Source organism: Rhodovulum sp. DZ06, assembly GCF_050586345.1.
Taxonomy (GTDB): Bacteria; Pseudomonadota; Alphaproteobacteria; order Rhodobacterales; family Rhodobacteraceae; genus JBOCEF01.
On the sequence record NZ_JBOCEF010000030.1, the window covers coordinates 16,910 to 33,323 of the forward strand.

The 16,414-nt window shown below is 72.2% G+C and carries 17 protein-coding genes and 1 pseudogene; 12 read left to right on the forward strand and 6 right to left on the reverse strand.

Annotated features, from left to right (window positions below; all coding sequences use genetic code 11):
- The first annotated feature begins 8 nt into the window (after positions 1–8).
- The 5 genes and pseudogenes from ACQ5SO_RS13560 (at position 9) to ACQ5SO_RS13580 (ending at position 3,630) form a co-directional block, all read left to right on the forward strand.
- Entirely contained in the window at positions 9–530 is a 522-nt protein-coding gene (locus tag ACQ5SO_RS13560; protein ID WP_430942147.1) for a DUF2478 domain-containing protein, read from the forward strand.
- A 210-nt stretch (positions 531–740) separates the two neighbouring features.
- The gene (locus ACQ5SO_RS13565; RefSeq protein ID WP_430942148.1) at positions 741–1,445 is read left to right on the forward strand and encodes an ABC transporter permease; all 705 of its coding nucleotides are present in this window, start codon (positions 741–743) and stop codon (positions 1,443–1,445) included.
- Positions 1,446–1,549: 104 nt separating this feature from the next.
- Positions 1,550–1,937: pseudogene (locus tag ACQ5SO_RS13570) on the forward strand (ATP-binding cassette domain-containing protein); the annotation flags it as partial.
- 211 nt (positions 1,938–2,148) lie between these two features.
- On the forward strand, positions 2,149–2,964 hold the full coding sequence (locus ACQ5SO_RS13575; RefSeq protein WP_430942149.1) for a substrate-binding domain-containing protein: 816 nt from the start codon (positions 2,149–2,151) through the stop codon (positions 2,962–2,964).
- A gap of 174 nt (positions 2,965–3,138) precedes the next feature.
- Positions 3,139–3,630: a cupin domain-containing protein gene (locus ACQ5SO_RS13580; protein WP_430942150.1), complete on the forward strand. Its 492-nt coding sequence runs from the start codon at positions 3,139–3,141 to the stop codon at positions 3,628–3,630.
- Positions 3,631–3,650: 20 nt separating this feature from the next.
- Here the strand turns inward: ACQ5SO_RS13580 and ACQ5SO_RS13585 are convergent, their stop codons facing one another.
- The 5 genes from ACQ5SO_RS13585 to ACQ5SO_RS13605 all read right to left on the reverse strand — a co-directional run bounded on the left by ACQ5SO_RS13585 (position 3,651) and on the right by ACQ5SO_RS13605 (position 7,200).
- Entirely contained in the window at positions 3,651–4,466 is an 816-nt protein-coding gene (locus ACQ5SO_RS13585) for a hypothetical protein (protein ID WP_430942151.1), read from the reverse strand.
- 203 nt (positions 4,467–4,669) lie between these two features.
- On the reverse strand, positions 4,670–5,155 hold the full coding sequence (locus ACQ5SO_RS13590) for a DUF6505 family protein (protein WP_430942152.1): 486 nt from the start codon (positions 5,153–5,155) through the stop codon (positions 4,670–4,672).
- Between the two features lie 4 nt (positions 5,156–5,159).
- Positions 5,160–5,888, reverse strand: a complete 729-nt coding sequence (locus tag ACQ5SO_RS13595; protein ID WP_430942153.1) for a DUF4444 domain-containing protein — start codon at positions 5,886–5,888, stop codon at positions 5,160–5,162.
- 23 nt (positions 5,889–5,911) lie between these two features.
- Positions 5,912–6,997, reverse strand: coding sequence for an Mrp/NBP35 family ATP-binding protein (locus tag ACQ5SO_RS13600; RefSeq protein WP_430942154.1), 1,086 nt, complete (start codon positions 6,995–6,997; stop codon positions 5,912–5,914).
- Entirely contained in the window at positions 6,994–7,200 is a 207-nt protein-coding gene (locus ACQ5SO_RS13605; protein ID WP_430942155.1) for a DUF6494 family protein, read from the reverse strand. The genes ACQ5SO_RS13600 and ACQ5SO_RS13605 overlap by 4 nt, the downstream gene beginning before the upstream one ends.
- Positions 7,201–7,280: 80 nt before the next feature.
- Between ACQ5SO_RS13605 and ACQ5SO_RS13610 the strand changes: the two genes are divergently transcribed.
- Positions 7,281–8,030: a hypothetical protein gene (locus ACQ5SO_RS13610; protein ID WP_430942156.1), complete on the forward strand. Its 750-nt coding sequence runs from the start codon at positions 7,281–7,283 to the stop codon at positions 8,028–8,030.
- Between the two features lie 20 nt (positions 8,031–8,050).
- Here the strand turns inward: ACQ5SO_RS13610 and ACQ5SO_RS13615 are convergent, their stop codons facing one another.
- Entirely contained in the window at positions 8,051–10,012 is a 1,962-nt protein-coding gene (locus tag ACQ5SO_RS13615) for a 4Fe-4S binding protein (RefSeq protein WP_430942157.1), read from the reverse strand.
- A 381-nt stretch (positions 10,013–10,393) separates the two neighbouring features.
- Here ACQ5SO_RS13615 and ACQ5SO_RS13620 point away from each other — a divergent pair, with 381 nt between their 5' ends.
- The 6 genes from ACQ5SO_RS13620 to fdh3B all read left to right on the forward strand — a co-directional run bounded on the left by ACQ5SO_RS13620 (position 10,394) and on the right by fdh3B (position 16,283).
- Positions 10,394–10,945, forward strand: coding sequence for a DUF3305 domain-containing protein (locus ACQ5SO_RS13620; RefSeq protein WP_430942158.1), 552 nt, complete (start codon positions 10,394–10,396; stop codon positions 10,943–10,945).
- Entirely contained in the window at positions 10,942–11,709 is a 768-nt protein-coding gene (locus ACQ5SO_RS13625) for a DUF3306 domain-containing protein (RefSeq protein ID WP_430942159.1), read from the forward strand. Before ACQ5SO_RS13620 ends, ACQ5SO_RS13625 begins: the two co-directional genes overlap by 4 nt.
- A gap of 28 nt (positions 11,710–11,737) precedes the next feature.
- Positions 11,738–12,373: a TorD/DmsD family molecular chaperone gene (locus tag ACQ5SO_RS13630; protein WP_430942160.1), complete on the forward strand. Its 636-nt coding sequence runs from the start codon at positions 11,738–11,740 to the stop codon at positions 12,371–12,373.
- A 73-nt stretch (positions 12,374–12,446) separates the two neighbouring features.
- Entirely contained in the window at positions 12,447–12,641 is a 195-nt protein-coding gene (locus ACQ5SO_RS13635; RefSeq protein ID WP_430942161.1) for a twin-arginine translocation signal domain-containing protein, read from the forward strand.
- A 141-nt stretch (positions 12,642–12,782) separates the two neighbouring features.
- A complete protein-coding gene (locus ACQ5SO_RS13640; protein ID WP_430942162.1) occupies positions 12,783–15,677 on the forward strand; it encodes a formate dehydrogenase subunit alpha in 2,895 nt (964 codons plus the stop codon).
- A gap of 12 nt (positions 15,678–15,689) precedes the next feature.
- Entirely contained in the window at positions 15,690–16,283 is a 594-nt protein-coding gene (gene fdh3B, locus ACQ5SO_RS13645) for a formate dehydrogenase FDH3 subunit beta (RefSeq protein WP_430942163.1), read from the forward strand.
- Positions 16,284–16,414 lie beyond the last annotated feature (131 nt).

Consider the following 16,414-nt stretch of genomic DNA (forward strand, 5'->3'; position numbering starts at 1 on the left):
GCGCCGTCATGCTGGCCTATATCTGCGTCGAGGAAAGGGGCGAGGCGGACCGCCTGCTGGTGGACCTCGCGAAGCGCCTCGCGGCCCGCGGGATGCGGCTGGCGGGCGCCGTGCAGACCAATGACGAATGGGACCCGGACCGGGCCTGCGACATGAACCTGCACGTGCTGGGCGAGGCGCCGCGGGTGGTGCTGATCTCGGAACGGCTCGGGGCCGAGGCCACCGGCTGCCGCCTGAACGTGGGCGCGCTGGAGGAGGTCGCGGGCCTCGTGGAGGCCGCGCTGGACGGGGCGGAGCTGCTGATCGTCAACAAGTTCGGCAAGCGCGAGGCGGAGGGCGGCGGGTTCCGGCCGCTGATCGCCAAGGCGCTTGAGGAAGGCGTGCCGGTGCTGACGGCGGCGGGGCCGACGGACAGCGTGCGATTCCTCGACTGGGCCGGGGACATGGCGACGCTGGTGGAGCCGCGGCGGATGGAGCGCTGGGCGCTCTTGCAGGCCGGGCGCGGGGCCGAGGCCGAGGCGCTGGACTGAGGCGCCGGGCGCGCGCCCGACGCGCGGCCCCCCTGCGACCGCCCGCCGCAAGCGGCGCCGCGGGCGCGAAGGACAAAAAGTCCACACTCCCCCGTCGCGGGCATGGCCAACTAGACCGTTCAACCCGCGCCCCGTTCCCGGTAGGCTCTTCCACCTAACGAAAAAAGACGGTCCGGGCCGACCCCGGGGGGAAACGGAAGCGTCTGCCCGATGAACGACATCTTCGAGGGCCTGGTCGAGGCCGCGCGGCTCGCCGTCACGCTCGACCCGGACCTGGTGGAGATATCCCTGCGCTCCTTGCAGGTGACGGCCTCGGCCACGCTGATCGCCTCCGCGGTCGGGCTGCCGCTCGGCGCCTGGCTGGCGGTCAAGCGCTTCCGCTTCCGGCGCGCCGCGGTCGCCTTCCTCAACGCCATGATGGGCCTGCCGCCGGTGGTGGTGGGGCTGATGATCTACGTGATGCTGTCGCGCTCCGGGCCGCTGGGGGTGCTGGGGCTGCTGTTCACCCCGACGGCGATGATCATCGCGCAGGCGGTGATCATCACGCCGCTGATCGCCTCCATCGCCCACCAGGCGGTGCGCGAACTCTGGGCCGACTACCACGACCTGCTGATCTCGATGAACGCCACCCGCGGCCAGCGCATGCGCGCGCTTCTGTGGGACGGGCGGCGCAGCCTGATGACCGCGTCGCTGGCGGGCTTCGGGCGGGCCATCGGAGAGGTCGGCGCGGTGATGATCGTCGGCGGCAACATCGACCACGCCACCCGCATCCTGACCACGGCCATCGCGCTCGAGACCGGCAAGGGCGAATTCGGCCTCGCCCTCGCGCTCGGCTTCGTGCTGATCGCGCTGGCGATCATGGTCAATATCGGCGCCCACGCCCTGTCGCGCACCGAGGCGGAGGGCCGCTGGTGAGCATCCTGCCCCTGACCCTTGAAGGCGCCGAGGCGCGCCGCCGCGGCAAGACCCTGGTCGGCCCCATCGACTGGCGGCTCGAAGGCGCCGGGCTGACCATGGTCATGGGCCCCAACGGCGCGGGCAAATCCACCCTGCTGCGGCTGATGCACGGGCTGGAGCGTTGCGCCGCCGGGCGCGCCTTCTGGAACGCGCCCCAGGCCGAGGCGCGCGAGGCGCAGGCCTTCGTGTTCCAGACCCCGATCCTGATGCGCCGCTCGGCGCTCGACAACATCGCCTACCCGCTGCAGCTGCGCGGCCAGACCCGGCGCGCCGCCCGCGAACGCGCGCAGATCTGGGGCGAGAAGGTCGGCATCGCCCATGTCCTGTCCCACCCCGCCGTCTCCCTCTCGGGCGGCGAGCGGCAGAAGATGGCCCTTGCGCGCGCGCTGGCCCCGGCCCCCGAGGTGCTGTTCCTGGACGAGCCCTGCGCCGCCCTCGACGGGCGCGCGACGCGGGAGATCGAGGGCATCCTGCGCGACGCCCGCGACGGCGGCGCGCGCATCGTGATGTCCACGCATGATTTCGGACAGGCCCGCCGCCTCGCGGACGAGGTCCTGTTCCTGAACAAGGGGCGGCTGCGCGAAACCGCCCCGGGGCCGGAATTCATGTCCGGCCCGAAAACCCCTGAAGCCCGCGCATTCCTGAACGGAGACCTGCTGCCATGAAGATGTTCCTGAAAGGCCTCGCCGCCGGCGCCTTCGCCCTTGCCGCCGCCACCGCGGCGCAGGCCGAGGACGTGATGAAGATGTCCGTCACCACCTCCTTCGCCAATTCCGGCCTCGCCGACGTGCTGCTGCCCGAGATCAAGAAGGATCTCGGCCTCGAGGTGCAGCTGCTGATCGTCGGCACCGGCCAGGCGCTGAAGCTCGGCGCCGCGGGCGACGTGGACGCGGTGCTGGTGCATTCGAAACCGGCCGAGCTGAAATGGCTGTCCGAGGGCAACGGCCCGCACCGGACCGAGATCATGTACAACGATTTCGTCTTCGTCGGCCCGGCGGACGATCCCGCGGGGATCGCGGACGCCGCGAACGCCGCCGAGGCGCTGCGGAAGATCAAGGCGGCCGAGGCGGCCTTCGTGTCCCGCGGCGATGACAGCGGCACCCACAAGAAGGAGAAATCCCTCTGGACCGCCGCCGGCATCGCCCCCGAGGGCGACTGGTACCGCGCCGTGGGCGCGGGCATGGGCGCGTCGCTGAACACCGCCGCGGGCATGGGCGCCTACATCATGTCCGACCGCGCCTCCTGGCTGAACTTCGGCAACAAGGACGGCATGGCCCTGCTGTTCGCCGGGGACCCGGTGCTGTTCAACCAGTACGCCTACATGCCCGTGTCGACCGAGAAGCACCCCCATGCGAAGGGCGAGCTGGCCGCGAAGCTGGAAGGCTGGCTGCTGTCGCCGCGCGCGAAAGAGCTGATCGACGGCTACCGGCTGGGGGGCGAGCAGCTCTTCACCTACAACGCGCAGCCGATGGACTGAGACGCCCCGTGACGCGGGGGCGCGGGCGCTCCCCCCACGGGCGCCCGAAGCCGCCGGGGGGGTGCGCATTCCCCCGGCGCCGGAAAGGCGAGGGCCCAGGCCCTCGCCTTTTTGCGTATCCGGGGGGCCGGGGGGCGCTATGCTCCGCCCCGGTGCAAGACGCGGAGGACGGGCATGAGCGACGAGACCTATCACCTGGCGGCGGCGCAGATCGCGGCGATGGAGGGGACGCACAAGGTGCATTTCCTCAATGACCAGGCCGTGCGGACCAATAAATCCCTGGGCGACATGACGGGCCTGAAGGCCATCGGCGTCCACATGGTCGAGGTCGAGCCCGGGCGCCTCTCGACCGAGCTGCATGTCCATCACCACGAGGAGGAGGCGGTCTACATCCTCTCGGGGACCGGCACGGCGGTGATCGGCGAGGAGGAACGCCCGGTCGGACCGGGGGATTTCATCGGCTACCGCGCCGGGGGCCTGGCGCACACGATCCGGGCGACAGGGGATGCGCCGCTGCGGATGCTGGTGGTGGGCCAGCGGCTGGCGCAGGACGTGGCGGATTACCCCAAGCTCGGCAAGCGGCTGTTCCGCCAGCAGGGGACCGGGTGGAACATGGTCGATCATGCCGACATCGTGGTCCCGGGCGGGAGCGCGGGGAAGAAATAGCGCGCCCCGCGCCGCGCCCCTTACATCGCCGCAGCGATGTCGGCGGCGATGCGGTCGAAGACGCCGCCGATCGGATCCCCGGGCTTCGGCCCCTCGGTCGCCGGGCCGATGCGCAGGTCGAACCGGCCGCCCTTCATCGGCGCGGGGCGGGGGACGCCGCCGATCACGTGCTCCACCGCGTCGATGCGGCCGTCGAAATCGGCGTCGAAGATCCACACCGTGTCCCCGGCCTCGACCAGCCCGTCGCGATCCATGTCCACCCGGTCGAAGGCCATCGTGTCGAACCGGCCGTCATGGTTGCGGTCGGCGATATGGCGGCTCCACCACAGCAGGCGCTTGTTCTCGTCCATCAGGCTGCCGCCGTAGAACACGATCCAGTCGGGGCGCCCGTCGCCCGAGAGGTCCCCGAACCAGCCGAATTCCTGCGTCGGGCCGATCTTCGGCGCGGTGTTGTAGGAGTAGAACTCGGGCGTCCCGTCGCGGTCGCGGTCCTCGAGCACCAGGAAGGGGAAGCCCGGGAAGGTCTCGGTGCGCAGGGCGGCGACCCCGGTCCCGGCGCCCTTGTCCCAGAGCGCCTGGTAGGTCGCGTCGATGGCGGCGCGGGCGGCGCGCAGGGGGCGGCCGTCGTACTCGGGCAGGACCGAGGCGACCGGCGCATCCACCAGCGCGGCGCCGGCGGGCTGGGCGGCGGGCGCGGGGCTCGCGGCGGCGGCTGGGCGAGCGGCCTGCGGCGGCGCCGCGCCCTGGCAAGCGGCGAGAAGGGCGAGGGTCGCGGCGCAGGCGGCGAGGAGCCGGATCGGCGGGCGGGCGGCGGAAGCAAGAACGGGAACGGGCATGGCGCGGGTCCTCTCGGCCCGCCCTGGGGGCCGCCGCCTTGCGCCCGGGCCATCGGCGCGGCGACGGGCGGCAGGCCCGACCGGACCCGCCGCACCGGTCAGCCTGCGCCCCCGCCGCGGCCCCGGCCTTGACCTGGGTCACGCGGCGGCGCGCCGAGGGTCCGAAATCCGGGCCTCGCCCCCCGGCGCCCCCGCGCGCGGTCTCAGTGGTCCCCGCCCGCATCCCCATGCACCGCGAAAGCTTCGAGCTGCGCGTCCTGGGGCTCGATGAAGCGGTACTGCTCCTTCACCCCGGCCTCGGTCAGCTCGCGCAGCACCGTCAGCACGGTGTTGGGCGCGTGGTCGTCGCAAAGCTCGCGCATCTGGCGCAGCTCCTCGCGGGCCACCGGCAGCGCGGCCTCTTCCGACGGGGCGCCGTAATGGGTCACGAAATGGCGGGCCAGCGCGTCTTCCAGCGCCGTCAGCTCCGGCCCGGTGATGGCGGTGACGGCGACGAAGGTGGCGCGCCCGAAGGTCTCCAGCCCCAGCCAGCCATTGGCGAATTCCTGCCGGGCCTTGCCCACCAGGTCGCCCTGGCCCCAGTCCGAGAACTCGAAGCCCCCGGCGATGCACCATTCGCCGGTGCGGGCCCCGACGCGGAACACGTTGCGGTCGCTTTCATCGAAATGGACGGCGCGGGCGAGATGCATGGGGTCAGTCCTTCTCGAGGCAGGCGGACAGGGGGATGAGGCGCGTCTCGCCGCCCTCGGGGCGCAGCAACATGCCGAAATTCTCGTCGACGCCGAGGAAGGTTCCCGCGGCGCCGGGCACGGGCGAGACCTCCTCGCCCATCGCCCAGGCGAGGCCGCGCCAGTCGCGGTGCAGCGCCGCCCGGCCCCCGTCATCCTCGAGGCGCGAGAGGTGGTGCAGCACGTGCCGCGACCAGCTTTCCAGCAGCCGGATCGGCGAGACGTCGGCGCAGCCCTCGAGGTAGAGGGCGGTCTGGTCCGGGGTCTCGCCCGGCGCGTCGATCGAGGGGGGGATGAGCGGCAGCTCCAGCCCCACCACCAGCCAGTCGGGCTCGGCCGCGGGGTCCGCGCCCGACGCCGCCACGCGCAGCCGCCCGCACCCGGCGCCGTTGACGCGGATGCCGCCGGACCACTCGAGATGCACCGACACCTCGGGCGGGGCCAGCGCGCCCAGCGCGTTCTGCAGGGCGACCCCGCAGACCGGCAGGGCGGCCATCGCCTCCTCCAGCGGGGTTTCGGGCGCGAGCACGAGGGCGGCGCGCAGCGCGTCCTCGCCCGCGGCCCAGCAGATCAGCCCCGAATCGCAGCCCATCGCCGCCTCGGCGCAGGCCTTGAGCATCGGGTCCGCGCCCGCGGCCACGCGCTTGCCCTGCATCAGGGGCGGGAACACCGGGTCCGCCTCGGCCTCGAGCATCGCTCCTCCTTCCGGCGCGGGGATCATGCCGCGCCGCTGTCGATCAACCCGCGGGCCAGCGCCCGGAACGCCTGCGCCTGGGGCGAGGCGGCGTCCGAGACCACCACCGGCGCGCCCCCGTCCGCCGCCTGGCGGATCGAAAGGTGCAGCGGGATCTCCGCGAGGAGCGGGACGCCCAGCTTCTCGGCCTCGGCGCGCACGCCCCCATGGCCGAAGATATGCTCCTCGTGCCCGCAGTTCGAGCAGACATGCACGCTCATGTTCTCGACCAGCCCCAGGATCGGCAGGCCCATGCGGCGGAACATGTCGATGCCCTTGCGCGCATCGATCAACGCCACGTCCTGGGGGGTGGAGACGACGACGGCGCCGTCGACCACGAATTTCTGGCACAGCGTCATCTGCACGTCGCCGGTGCCCGGCGGCAGGTCGACCACCAGCACGTCGAGCGCGCCCCACTGCACCTGGGTCATCATCTGCTGCAGCGCGCCCATCAGCATCGGGCCGCGCCAGGCAACGGCCTCGTCCTCGGCGGTCATCAGCCCGAGGGACATCATGGTGACGCCGTGGTTGCGCATCGGCAGGATGGTCTTGCCGTCAGGCGAGGCCGGGCGGCCCGAGACGCCGAGCATCCGAGGCTGGCTCGGCCCGTAGACGTCGGCGTCCAGGAGCCCCACCCGCTTGCCCTCGGCGGCCAGCGCGCAGGCGAGGTTGGCCGAGAGCGTGGACTTGCCCACCCCGCCCTTGCCCGAGGAGATGGCGATGATCTTCGCCACCCCCGGCACCTTCTGCGGCCCGTCCGCCTGCGGCTTGCGGGCCACCAGCTCGGGCGCCGGGCCCTTGCCCGCCGCGGGGGCCGCGGGGGCGGCGGCATGGGCGGTCATGACGATGGAGACCTTCGCCGCCCCGGCCGCGGTCAGCGCCGCCTCGGCCTCGGCCTTCGCCGCCTCCATCTGGGGCGCCTTCGCGGGGTCGATCTCCATCACGAAGCGCACGGCGCCGTCCGAGACGTTCAGCGCCCGCGCCAGCCCGGCATCGACGAAATCCTTGCCCGAAACCGGGTCCGTCAGCCCGCGCAGAGCCGCGAGCGCATCATCGCGCGAAAAGCTCATTCCGCGTCCGGGCCCTGGATTTCGCCGGTGACGACATGCTCGGTCCCCAGCTCCTCGATGGTCACGACCGCCTTGACGGTCAGCGTCTTGCCGGCGGCGTCCGCGCCGGCCTCGCGCACCGCGGCCTCGATGGCCTGCTGCGAGGTGACGCCCACCTGCTTGAGGAACTTGCGCATGGACATGTTGAAATCGTCGCTGCTCATCGCGGCGCTCTCCTTGTGCTTGCATGGCGGGCGTTGACCGGCCCGCGTGGGCGCCCCAGCCTGAAGGCCGGGAGGACGCCATGAAGATACTGATCGCGGCGGGGCTGGGCGCCCTGCTCGCCTGCTCGCCCGCCGCGGCGCAGGATTCCGGGACGCGCGAGTTCGCCCTGAAGGCGGATCCGGCGCTGGCCGAGGCGGGGCTGTTGAAGCACCTGCTGGTGCGGTTCCGGCTGAAGACGCGCCGGTCGGCGGTGATGGCCGAGGGCGCGGCGGATGTCACGCTGCTGGCGACGGGGCGCGGCACGCCCGCCATCGCGCGGGAGGGCACGCTCTGGCGCCTCGCCGCCCGCACCGACAACCCCGCCGCGCAGATGTTCGCCGAATGGCTGCTGGGCGATATCGGCCGCGGCACCATCGAGAGCTTCACCCCGAAGGACGGCGCCCCCTTCACTGCCCCCGACCTCGCCGCCATCGCCGAGGAGGCGCCGGAGTTCGACGGCGACCCGGTGCAGGGCCGCGCCCTCGCCGCCGCCCATTGCGGGCGCTGCCACGCGGTCGGCGGCACGATGCTGACCGCGGGGATCGGCTCCTCGCCCAGTTTCGCCGCCCTGCGCGCCCTGCCCGACTGGGCCGACCGCTTCATGGCCTTCTACGCCCTGAACCCCCATCCCGCGATCATGCAGGTGGAGGGCATCACACCCCCCTTCGACCCGCAGCGCCCGCCCCCCATGATCCCCATCGAGATCACCCTTGAAGAGGCCGAGCACATCCAGGCCTACGCCGCCTCGGTCGAGGCGGCGGACCTGGGCGCCCCGGTCGAGGCGCGCTGAGGGAAGGCCGGCCCGCCGGGTCAATGCAGCTTGCGCTCCTTGAGGTAATCCTCGGTCGTGCGGACCTTGGGGCGCGCCCCGCCCTGGAACGGGTTGTTCGTCGAGTGGTACTGCGCCTGCACCCGGCAATCGTCGCACATCTGGATCAGCTTCGCCGCGTCGCCGCCGAACATGGAATGCTTGCCGGCGAGCTTCTCGGTGATCTTCTCGATGGTCGAGCGCACGCCGAAGGGCTTGCCGCACTCGATGCAGTCGAAGGGCTCTTCCTCGCGCAGCACCTTCTGGGAGAGCGCCGCGTCCGAGAGGTCCATCTGGGGCACGAGCGCGATGGCCTTCTCGGGGCAGATGTTCACGCACAGGCCGCATTGCAGGCAGGCGTCCTCCTGGAAGCGCAGCTGCGGCGCGTCGGGATTGTCCGACAGCGCCCCCGCGGGGCAGAGCGACGCGCAGGCGAGGCAGAGCGTGCAGGCGTCCGCGTCCACCGCCACGGCCCCATAAGGCGCGCCCTCGGGCAGCGGCAGGGGCGCCTCGGGCGCCGGGGTCAGCGCCTTCGCCGCCAGCCGCGCCACCTGGCGGCGGGAGCCGAGGGGGAGGATGGGGGCGACGGTCGAGGGCTCGGGCGCGGCGGCGTAGAGCGCCTCGGACATCGCCTCGGGGTCGGCCTCGTCCACCAGCGACAGGCGGCCCATGCCGCCCAGCGCCTGCGCGAGGGCCAGTTCGCGCCCGATCACCTCGCGGTCCGATTTCGGCGACAGCAGCAGCGTGCAGTCGTCGAAGCCGAGGCCCAGCGCGGCCAGCATCTCGGCATGGCCGAACCCCGCCAGCGCGTCGACGGCGAGCGGGATCACGTCGGCCGGAAGCCCGCGGTGGAAGCGGGCGGCGAGCGAGATCGCCTCGGCCCCGTGGCCACGGTCATGGATCAGCAGCCGCGCGCCCGCGCCGCCCGCCTTGCGGTAGGTCTCGAGCAGCAGCTGCATCCGCGCCAGCACGTCCGAGACCGGCGGCGCGTCGTAGCTGATCGCCCCGGAGGGGCAGAGGGCCGAGCACGCGCCGCAGCCCGCGCAGATCATCGGGTCCACCGCCACGCTGTCGCCGTCGGGGGTGATGGCGCCGGTGGGGCACGCGGTCAGGCAGCGGTCGCAGCCGGTCTTCCCGGCCCGCGAATGGGCGCAGATCACCGGGTCGAGCGCGATGTGGAGGGTCTTCTCGAAGGTCCCGACCAGCTCGGCGGCCTCGCGCATCGCGGCGGCCACGGCGGCGGGGTCGTTCGGGTCGGCGCGCAGGTAGCCGTCGCGCTTCTCATGCGCCGGGAAGCGGGGCGCCTCGCCCGACAGGTCCAGGACGATGTCGCAGGCGGTGCGGGCGCCGTCCCTGGCCGGGCCGAAGCGCGGCGCGCCGCGCCCGCCCGGGACCGCCTCGGCCAGCGCGTCGAGGCGCAGCTCGAACCGGCCGAGCGAGCCGGTCAGCGCGGTCAGCCGCCCCGCCACCGTCTCGAAACCGCGGTCCAGCGTGGGCGTGGCGCCGGGGGCGACGAGGAGCGTGACCGACAGCGCATCGGCCAGCGCCGCGGCGGCGTTCTCCGCGGCCTCGGCGTTGCGGCCGGAGATCACCAGGCACATGCCGTGGGATGCGACGTCGCGTGTCTTGACCGGGGGCGCGGGGCGCAGCGCCTCGGCCAGCAGGGCGGCCATCTTGGGGCTCGCGTCGGCGCCTTCATCGGTCCAGCCCGCGCGGTCGCGGATGTCGATGCACAGGGGGGCCTCGACGCCGATCTCCTCGGCCAGCTCGGCGAAACGGCTCGCCTCCTGCGCGCAGGCGATGACGGTTTCGCCCGCCTGCATCGCCTGAACGGCGAGGGCCGACTGGCGGGTGCAGAGCGCGTCGGCCGCCGCCCCGCAGGGCAGGCCGGTCGCGGCGCCGATGCGGTCCGCATCCGGCGCCTGGGTTCCTTCGCAACTGCACAAAATCAACGTCTTGGCCATGCCGCGCGTCTCCGTCTTCGCCGCCGCGGATGCGGCGCGCGGGACGTGTCCGCCCGTCCCTTCGCGCCGCCAATTGGTCATGAACGGCGGGGGGGCTGCAAGGGGCGCCGGGGCGCGCGTGGGTTGATTCGCGCCAAAAGCCCGTCCCGGGCCCGCCGCCCCGCGGCGAGACGGACATTTCGACCCCGCCGCCCGCGCGCGGGACGGCCCGACGGACAAAATGTCCACCCGCCCGCACCCGCGCGGGGCAATCGCCGCTGATTCGGCCGATAGCGCTTGGCCCCGCCGCCGCGGGCGGCGAATGTGTCTCCCCGAAGCCGTCCAAGGGGCATCGAGGCGGCGCTGAAGGATGCAGGCGATGCAGGGGAGGATTGCGGCTTCATGACCGAAGCGACCTGGAGCATGCCGCTCGGAATCGTGGTGCGGCGCACCCCCGGCGCGACGCGCTGGGCGAAATGGTCGTGGCAGGTCACCGCGGTGCTGCCCGGCGCCGGGCCCGCCGAGTGGCGCGAGCTGCGCCGCGAGGGCGAGACGGTGGAATACCACGCCGCGACGGTGGAGCTGGAGCTGTTCCGCGCCGACGCAGAGGCCTATCTCAACGGGTTGTCGGCCCGCATCCCCTCGATCGCCGTGGTGCTGCGCCAGGAGACCGGGGAGCGCCCGGAGATCCTGCTGGCCACCGCCTCGCCCTACGAGGCGCAGGACTACCAGGACGGCGGCGACGAGCAGGTCGAGCTGGTGCCGATGACCGAGGGCCTCGTCGCCCTGGTCCGCGATTTCGTCGAGGAGCACCACGAGGAAGAGGTCTTCGTGAAGCGTCGCCGCGACCGCCAGCGGGTGGACCTGGTGGAGGACGGGATCGGCGACGCCCGCATCCCGCAGACCGCCGACGTCTACCGCGCCCCCGCCTCGGTCCGCCGGAGGCTGCAATGACCGACCGCGCCGATTTCTGGTCCCGCCGCCGCGCCGCGGTGGCCGCCGAGGCCGAGGCCGAGGCGCGCGCGCTGGAAGAAGCCCGCGCGGCGGAGGAGCTGGCCGCCGTCGAGACCGCGGCGAAGGAGAAGACCGACGCGGAGATCCTCGAGGAGCTGGGCCTGCCGGACCCCGACGCGCTGGCGCCCGGCCAGGACGTGGCGGGCTTCATGAAGGCCGCCGTCCCGGACCGGATCCGCAAGCGCGCGCTGCGGCGGCTCTGGCGGCTGAACCCGGCGCTGGCCAATCTCGACATGCTGGTCGATTACGGCGAGGACTTCACCGATGCCGCCACCGTGCTGGCCGAGATGCCGACCGCCTACCAGGTCGGCAAGGGCATGTTGAAGCATGTCGAAACCCTCGCGCAGCAGGCCGAGGCGGAGCGGGCCGAGGAAGCCGCCGCCGCCGAGGCGGACGCCGCGGCGATGGAGGCGGAAGAGGGCGGCGCCCCCGCCCCGCAGGACGCCCCCGCCCCGCAGGACGCCGCCGAGGCCGGGGCCAAGGCCGAACCCGAGAGCGCCGAGGCGCTCCCCGCCCCCCGCGCCCCCGACGTGCGCCTGCCGGACCGCGCGCCCCGCGCCGCGACGCCGCTGCCCGCCATTCCCGTTCCCGCCCGCGCCGTCCCGCAGGAGGGCGAAAGCCCCGCCCCCGACGGCGCCCCTGACGCGCCCGATTTCGCCCCCCCGACCCGGCGGCGCATGCGCTTCGCCTATGACGAAGCCTGACGCCCCAGCCGACCGGAGAGCCACGCAGATGACCGCAGCCGAGACCGTCTTGACCCAGAGCACCGCCCCCGAGATCACCCCCGAGATCGCGCCCGAAGACCGGATGCGCGCCGACCTCTACGATTTCCTCGGCGCGCTGCTCCAGGCCCCGCCCCCGGCCGCGCTGCTGGAACAGGCCGGGACGCTGGTGGGCGACGAGACCGAGCTCGGCCGCGCCGTCGACGCCCTCTCGCGCCTGTCGCGCGCGACCTCCGCCAAGGCGGCGGAGCGGGAGTTCAACGCCCTCTTCATCGGCCTCGGCCGCGGCGAGCTGATGCCCTTCGGGTCCTTCTACCTCACCGGGTTCCTCAACGAGAAACCGCTCGCGCTGCTGCGCCAGGACATGTCCGCGCTCGGCATCGAACGCAGCCCCGATGTCTTCGAGCCCGAGGACAATATCGGCGCGCTGATGGAGATGATGGCCGGGCTGATCGCCGGGCGCTTCGGCGAGCCGGCGTCCCTCGAGACCCAGAAGACCTTCTTCAACAAGCACATCGCCCCCTGGGCCCCGCATTTCTTCGCGGACCTGGAAGGCGCTGACAACGCCGCCCTCTACAAGCCCGTCGGCGCGATGGGCCGGGCCTTCATGGCCGTGGAGGTCGAGGCGTTCCGCATGGGCGGCTGACCCCGCCCTGCCGGCCCCCGGGCCGGACCCCAGCGGCGGGGGCCTCCGCCGCGCACCGAGAGGAGATCGCGAGATGGCGAAATCCAACGAGACGGCCGACGAGAGCCGCCGGGGCTTCCTGAAGCTCTCGGCCGCCGCGCCCGCCGTCGCGGTCGCCGCGGCGACCGGCGTGGCGACGACGGAGACGGCCGAGGCCGCCCCGAAGGCGTCCAGCGGGCTGCAGGACACCCCGCACACGCGCGCCTACTACGACAGCGCGCGGTTCTGACGACAGGCCGCGCCCGGGGGCCCCTCGGGCGGGGATGACAACGTGGTCCAGGCAGACGGTTGCGTGACGCCCTGACGCCGCAAGGACCGCATCATGCCACACGCGGAACGGCCCCGGCCGGACCGCTGTTGGGAGAGAGACATGCTCAGGAAGAAAACCAACGGGGTTGCGCGACGCCCCCACCGGTCGTCGATCCTGTCGCCAGTGGCCGAAGCTTCGGTCGACCGGCGCGGATTCCTGCGGGGCTCGGGCCTCGCGATCGGCGGGCTCGCCGCCGTCGGCGCCATGGGCGGCGCCGTGAAGAAGGCCGAGGCGCAGTCCCGCGCCGCCAAGGCCGCCGAGATCGTGAAATCCGTCTGCACCCACTGCTCGGTCGGCTGCACGGTGATCGCCGAAGTGCAGGACGGCGTCTGGACGGGCCAGGAGCCCGGCTGGGACAGCCCGTTCAACCTCGGGGCCCACTGCGCCAAGGGCGCGGCGGTGCGCGAGCACGCCCATGGCGAGCGGCGCCTGCGCTACCCGATGAAGAAAGAGAACGGCGAGTGGAAGCGCATCAGCTGGCAGCAGGCGATCGACGAGATCGGCGACGGCATGATGAAGATCCGCGACGAAAGCGGGCCGGATTCGGTCTACTGGCTCGGCTCGGCCAAGCATAACAACGAACAGGCCTACCTGTTCCGCAAGTTCGCCGCCTACTGGGGCACGAACAACGTCGACCACCAGGCGCGCATCTGCCACTCCACCACCGTGGCGGGCGTTGCGAACACCTGGGGCTACGGCGCCATGACGAACTCGTACAACGACATTCACCTGTCGAAGGCGATCTTCATCATCGGCGGCAACCCGGCCGAGGCGCACCCCGTCTCGCTTCAGCACGTGCTGAAGGCCAAGGAGCAGAACAACGCGCCGCTGATCGTCTGCGATCCGCGCTTCACCCGCACCGCGGCCCACGCGGACGAGTACGTGCGCTTCCGCCCCGGCACCGACGTCGCCCTCGTCTGGGGCATCCTGTGGCACATCTTCGAGAACGGGTGGGAGGACAAGGAGTTCATCCGCACCCGCGTCTGGGGGATGGACCAGATCCGCGACGAAGTGAAGAAGTGGAACCCCGAGGAAGTCGAGCGCGTCACCGGGACCCCGGGCGAGCAGCTTCGCCGCGTGGCCCGCACGCTGGCCAACAACCGTCCCGGCACCGTGATCTGGTGCATGGGCGGCACCCAGCACACCAACGGCAACAACAACACCCGCGCCTACTGCATCCTGCAGCTGGCCCTGGGGAACATGGGCGCCGCCGGCGGCGGCACCAACATCTTCCGCGGCCATGACAACGTGCAGGGCGCGACCGACCTCGGGGTCCTGTCGCACACCCTGCCCGGCTATTACGGCCTCTCGGGCGGCGCCTGGGCGCACTGGGCCCGGGTGTGGGGCGAGGACCTCGATTGGCTCAAGGGCCAGTTCGCGACCACGACCGGCGCCGACGGCAAGTCCAAGAACCTGATGAACCTCACCGGCATCCCGGTCTCGCGCTGGATCGACGGCGTCCTCGAGGACCCGGCGAACATGGACAACCCGAACAAGGTCCGGGCCATGGTTCTGTGGGGCCACGCGCCCAACTCGCAGACCCGCATGACCGAGATGAAGACGGCCATGGAGCAGCTCGACATGCTCGTGGTGGTCGACCCCTACCCGACCGTCTCGGCCGTGCTGCATGACCGCACCGACGGCGTGTACCTGCTGCCCGCCTCGACCCAGTTCGAGACCCGCGGCTCGGTGACCGCCTCCAACCGCTCGATCCAGTGGCGCGACAAGGTCGTGGACCCGCTGTTCGAATCCCTGCCCGACCACGTCATCATCGCGAAGTTCGCGAAGAAGTTCGGCTGGGCCGACCGCTTCTTCCGCAACATCGAGATGGACGGCGAGGACGAGCCGAACATCGAGAGCGTGACGCGCGAGTTCAACGGCGGCATGTGGACGGTGGGCTACACCGGCCAGAGCCCCGAGCGCATCAAGCTGCACATGGCCAACCAGCACACCTTCGACAAGACCTCGCTGAAGGCCGTGGGCGGTCCCGCCGACGGGGATTACTACGGCATGCCGTGGCCCTGCTGGGGCACCCCCGAGATGCGCCACCCGGGCACGCCGAACCTCTACGACATGTCCAAGCCCGTCGCCGAGGGCGGCCTGACCTTCCGCGCCCGCTTCGGCGTGGAGCGGGACGGCGACAACCTGCTGGCGGAAGGCGTCTACTCGGTCGGCTCCGAGATCCAGGACGGCTACCCCGAGTTCACCATGCAGATGCTGATGGACCTCGGCTGGGACGGCGACCTGACGGCCGAGGAACGCGCGGCGATCGACGCCGTGGCCGGTCCCAAGACCAACTGGAAGACCGACCTGTCGGGCGGCATCCAGCGGGTCGCGATCAAGCATGGCTGCGCGCCCTTCGGGAACGCCAAGGCCCGCGCGGTCGTGTGGACCTTCCCCGATCCGGTCCCGGTGCACCGCGAGCCGCTCTACACTAACCGGCGCGACCTGGTGGCGGACTACCCGACCTACGAGGACCGGAAGTTCTACCGCCTGCCGACCATGTACGCCTCGATCCAGAAGCAGGACTTCTCGAAGGACTACCCGATCATCCTCACCTCCGGGCGACTGGTGGAATACGAGGGCGGCGGCGACGAGACCCGGTCCAACCCGTGGCTCGCCGAGCTCCAGCAGGAGATGTTCGTCGAGATCAACCCGCGCGACGCCAACGACCTGGGCGTGCGGGACGGGCATGACGTGTGGGTGGAAGGCCCCGAGGGCGGCAAGGTCATGGTGAAGGCCATGGTGACCGAGCGCGTCGGCGTGGGCGTCGCCTTCATGCCGTTCCACTTCGGCGGGCGCTTCCAGGGCGAGAGCCAGCGGGACAAGTACCCCGAGGGCGCCGACCCCTACGTGCTGGGCGAGTCCACCAACACCGCGCAGACCTATGGCTACGACAGCGTCACCCAGATGCAGGAGACGAAAGCCACCCTCTGCAAGATCATGCCGGCGTAAGGAGAACCTGGAATGGCACGAGCTAAATTCCTCTGCGACGCCGAGCGCTGCATCGAGTGCAACGCCTGCGTCACCGCGTGCAAGAACGAGCACGAGGTGCCCTGGGGCATCAACCGCCGGCGCGTCGTCACCATCAATGACGGCACGCCGGGCGAGCGGTCGATCTCGGTCGCCTGCATGCACTGCTCGGACGCGCCGTGCATGGCGGTCTGCCCGACCGACTGCTTCTACCAGACCGAGGACGGGGTGGTGCTCCACTCCAAGGACCTGTGCATCGGCTGCGGCTACTGCTTCTACGCGTGCCCCTTCGGCGCGCCGCAGTACCCGCAGGCGGGCAACTTCGGCTCCCGCGGCAAGATGGACAAGTGCACCTTCTGCGCCGGCGGCCCGGAAGAGGACATGTCCACCGCGGAATTCGCCAAGTACGGGCGCAACCGGATCGCGGAAGGCAAGCTGCCGATCTGCGCCGAGATGTGCTCGACCAAGGCCCTGCTCGCCGGCGACGGCGACGTGGTCTCGGCGATCTACCGTGAGCGCGTGGTCGCCCGCGGCTTCGGCTCCGGCGCCTGGGGCTGGGGCACCGCCTACGAGCAGAAGGCCAACTGAGCGCCCGCGCGGCGCCCCGACCCCGGGGCGCCGCCGACGCCCGGATGACCGCATGACGGGCGGGGGCCGCGCGCCCCCGCCCGCCCTGCCCGTCCGCCCGGACCGCGCTTCGCGGGCCGGGCCGGACCGGG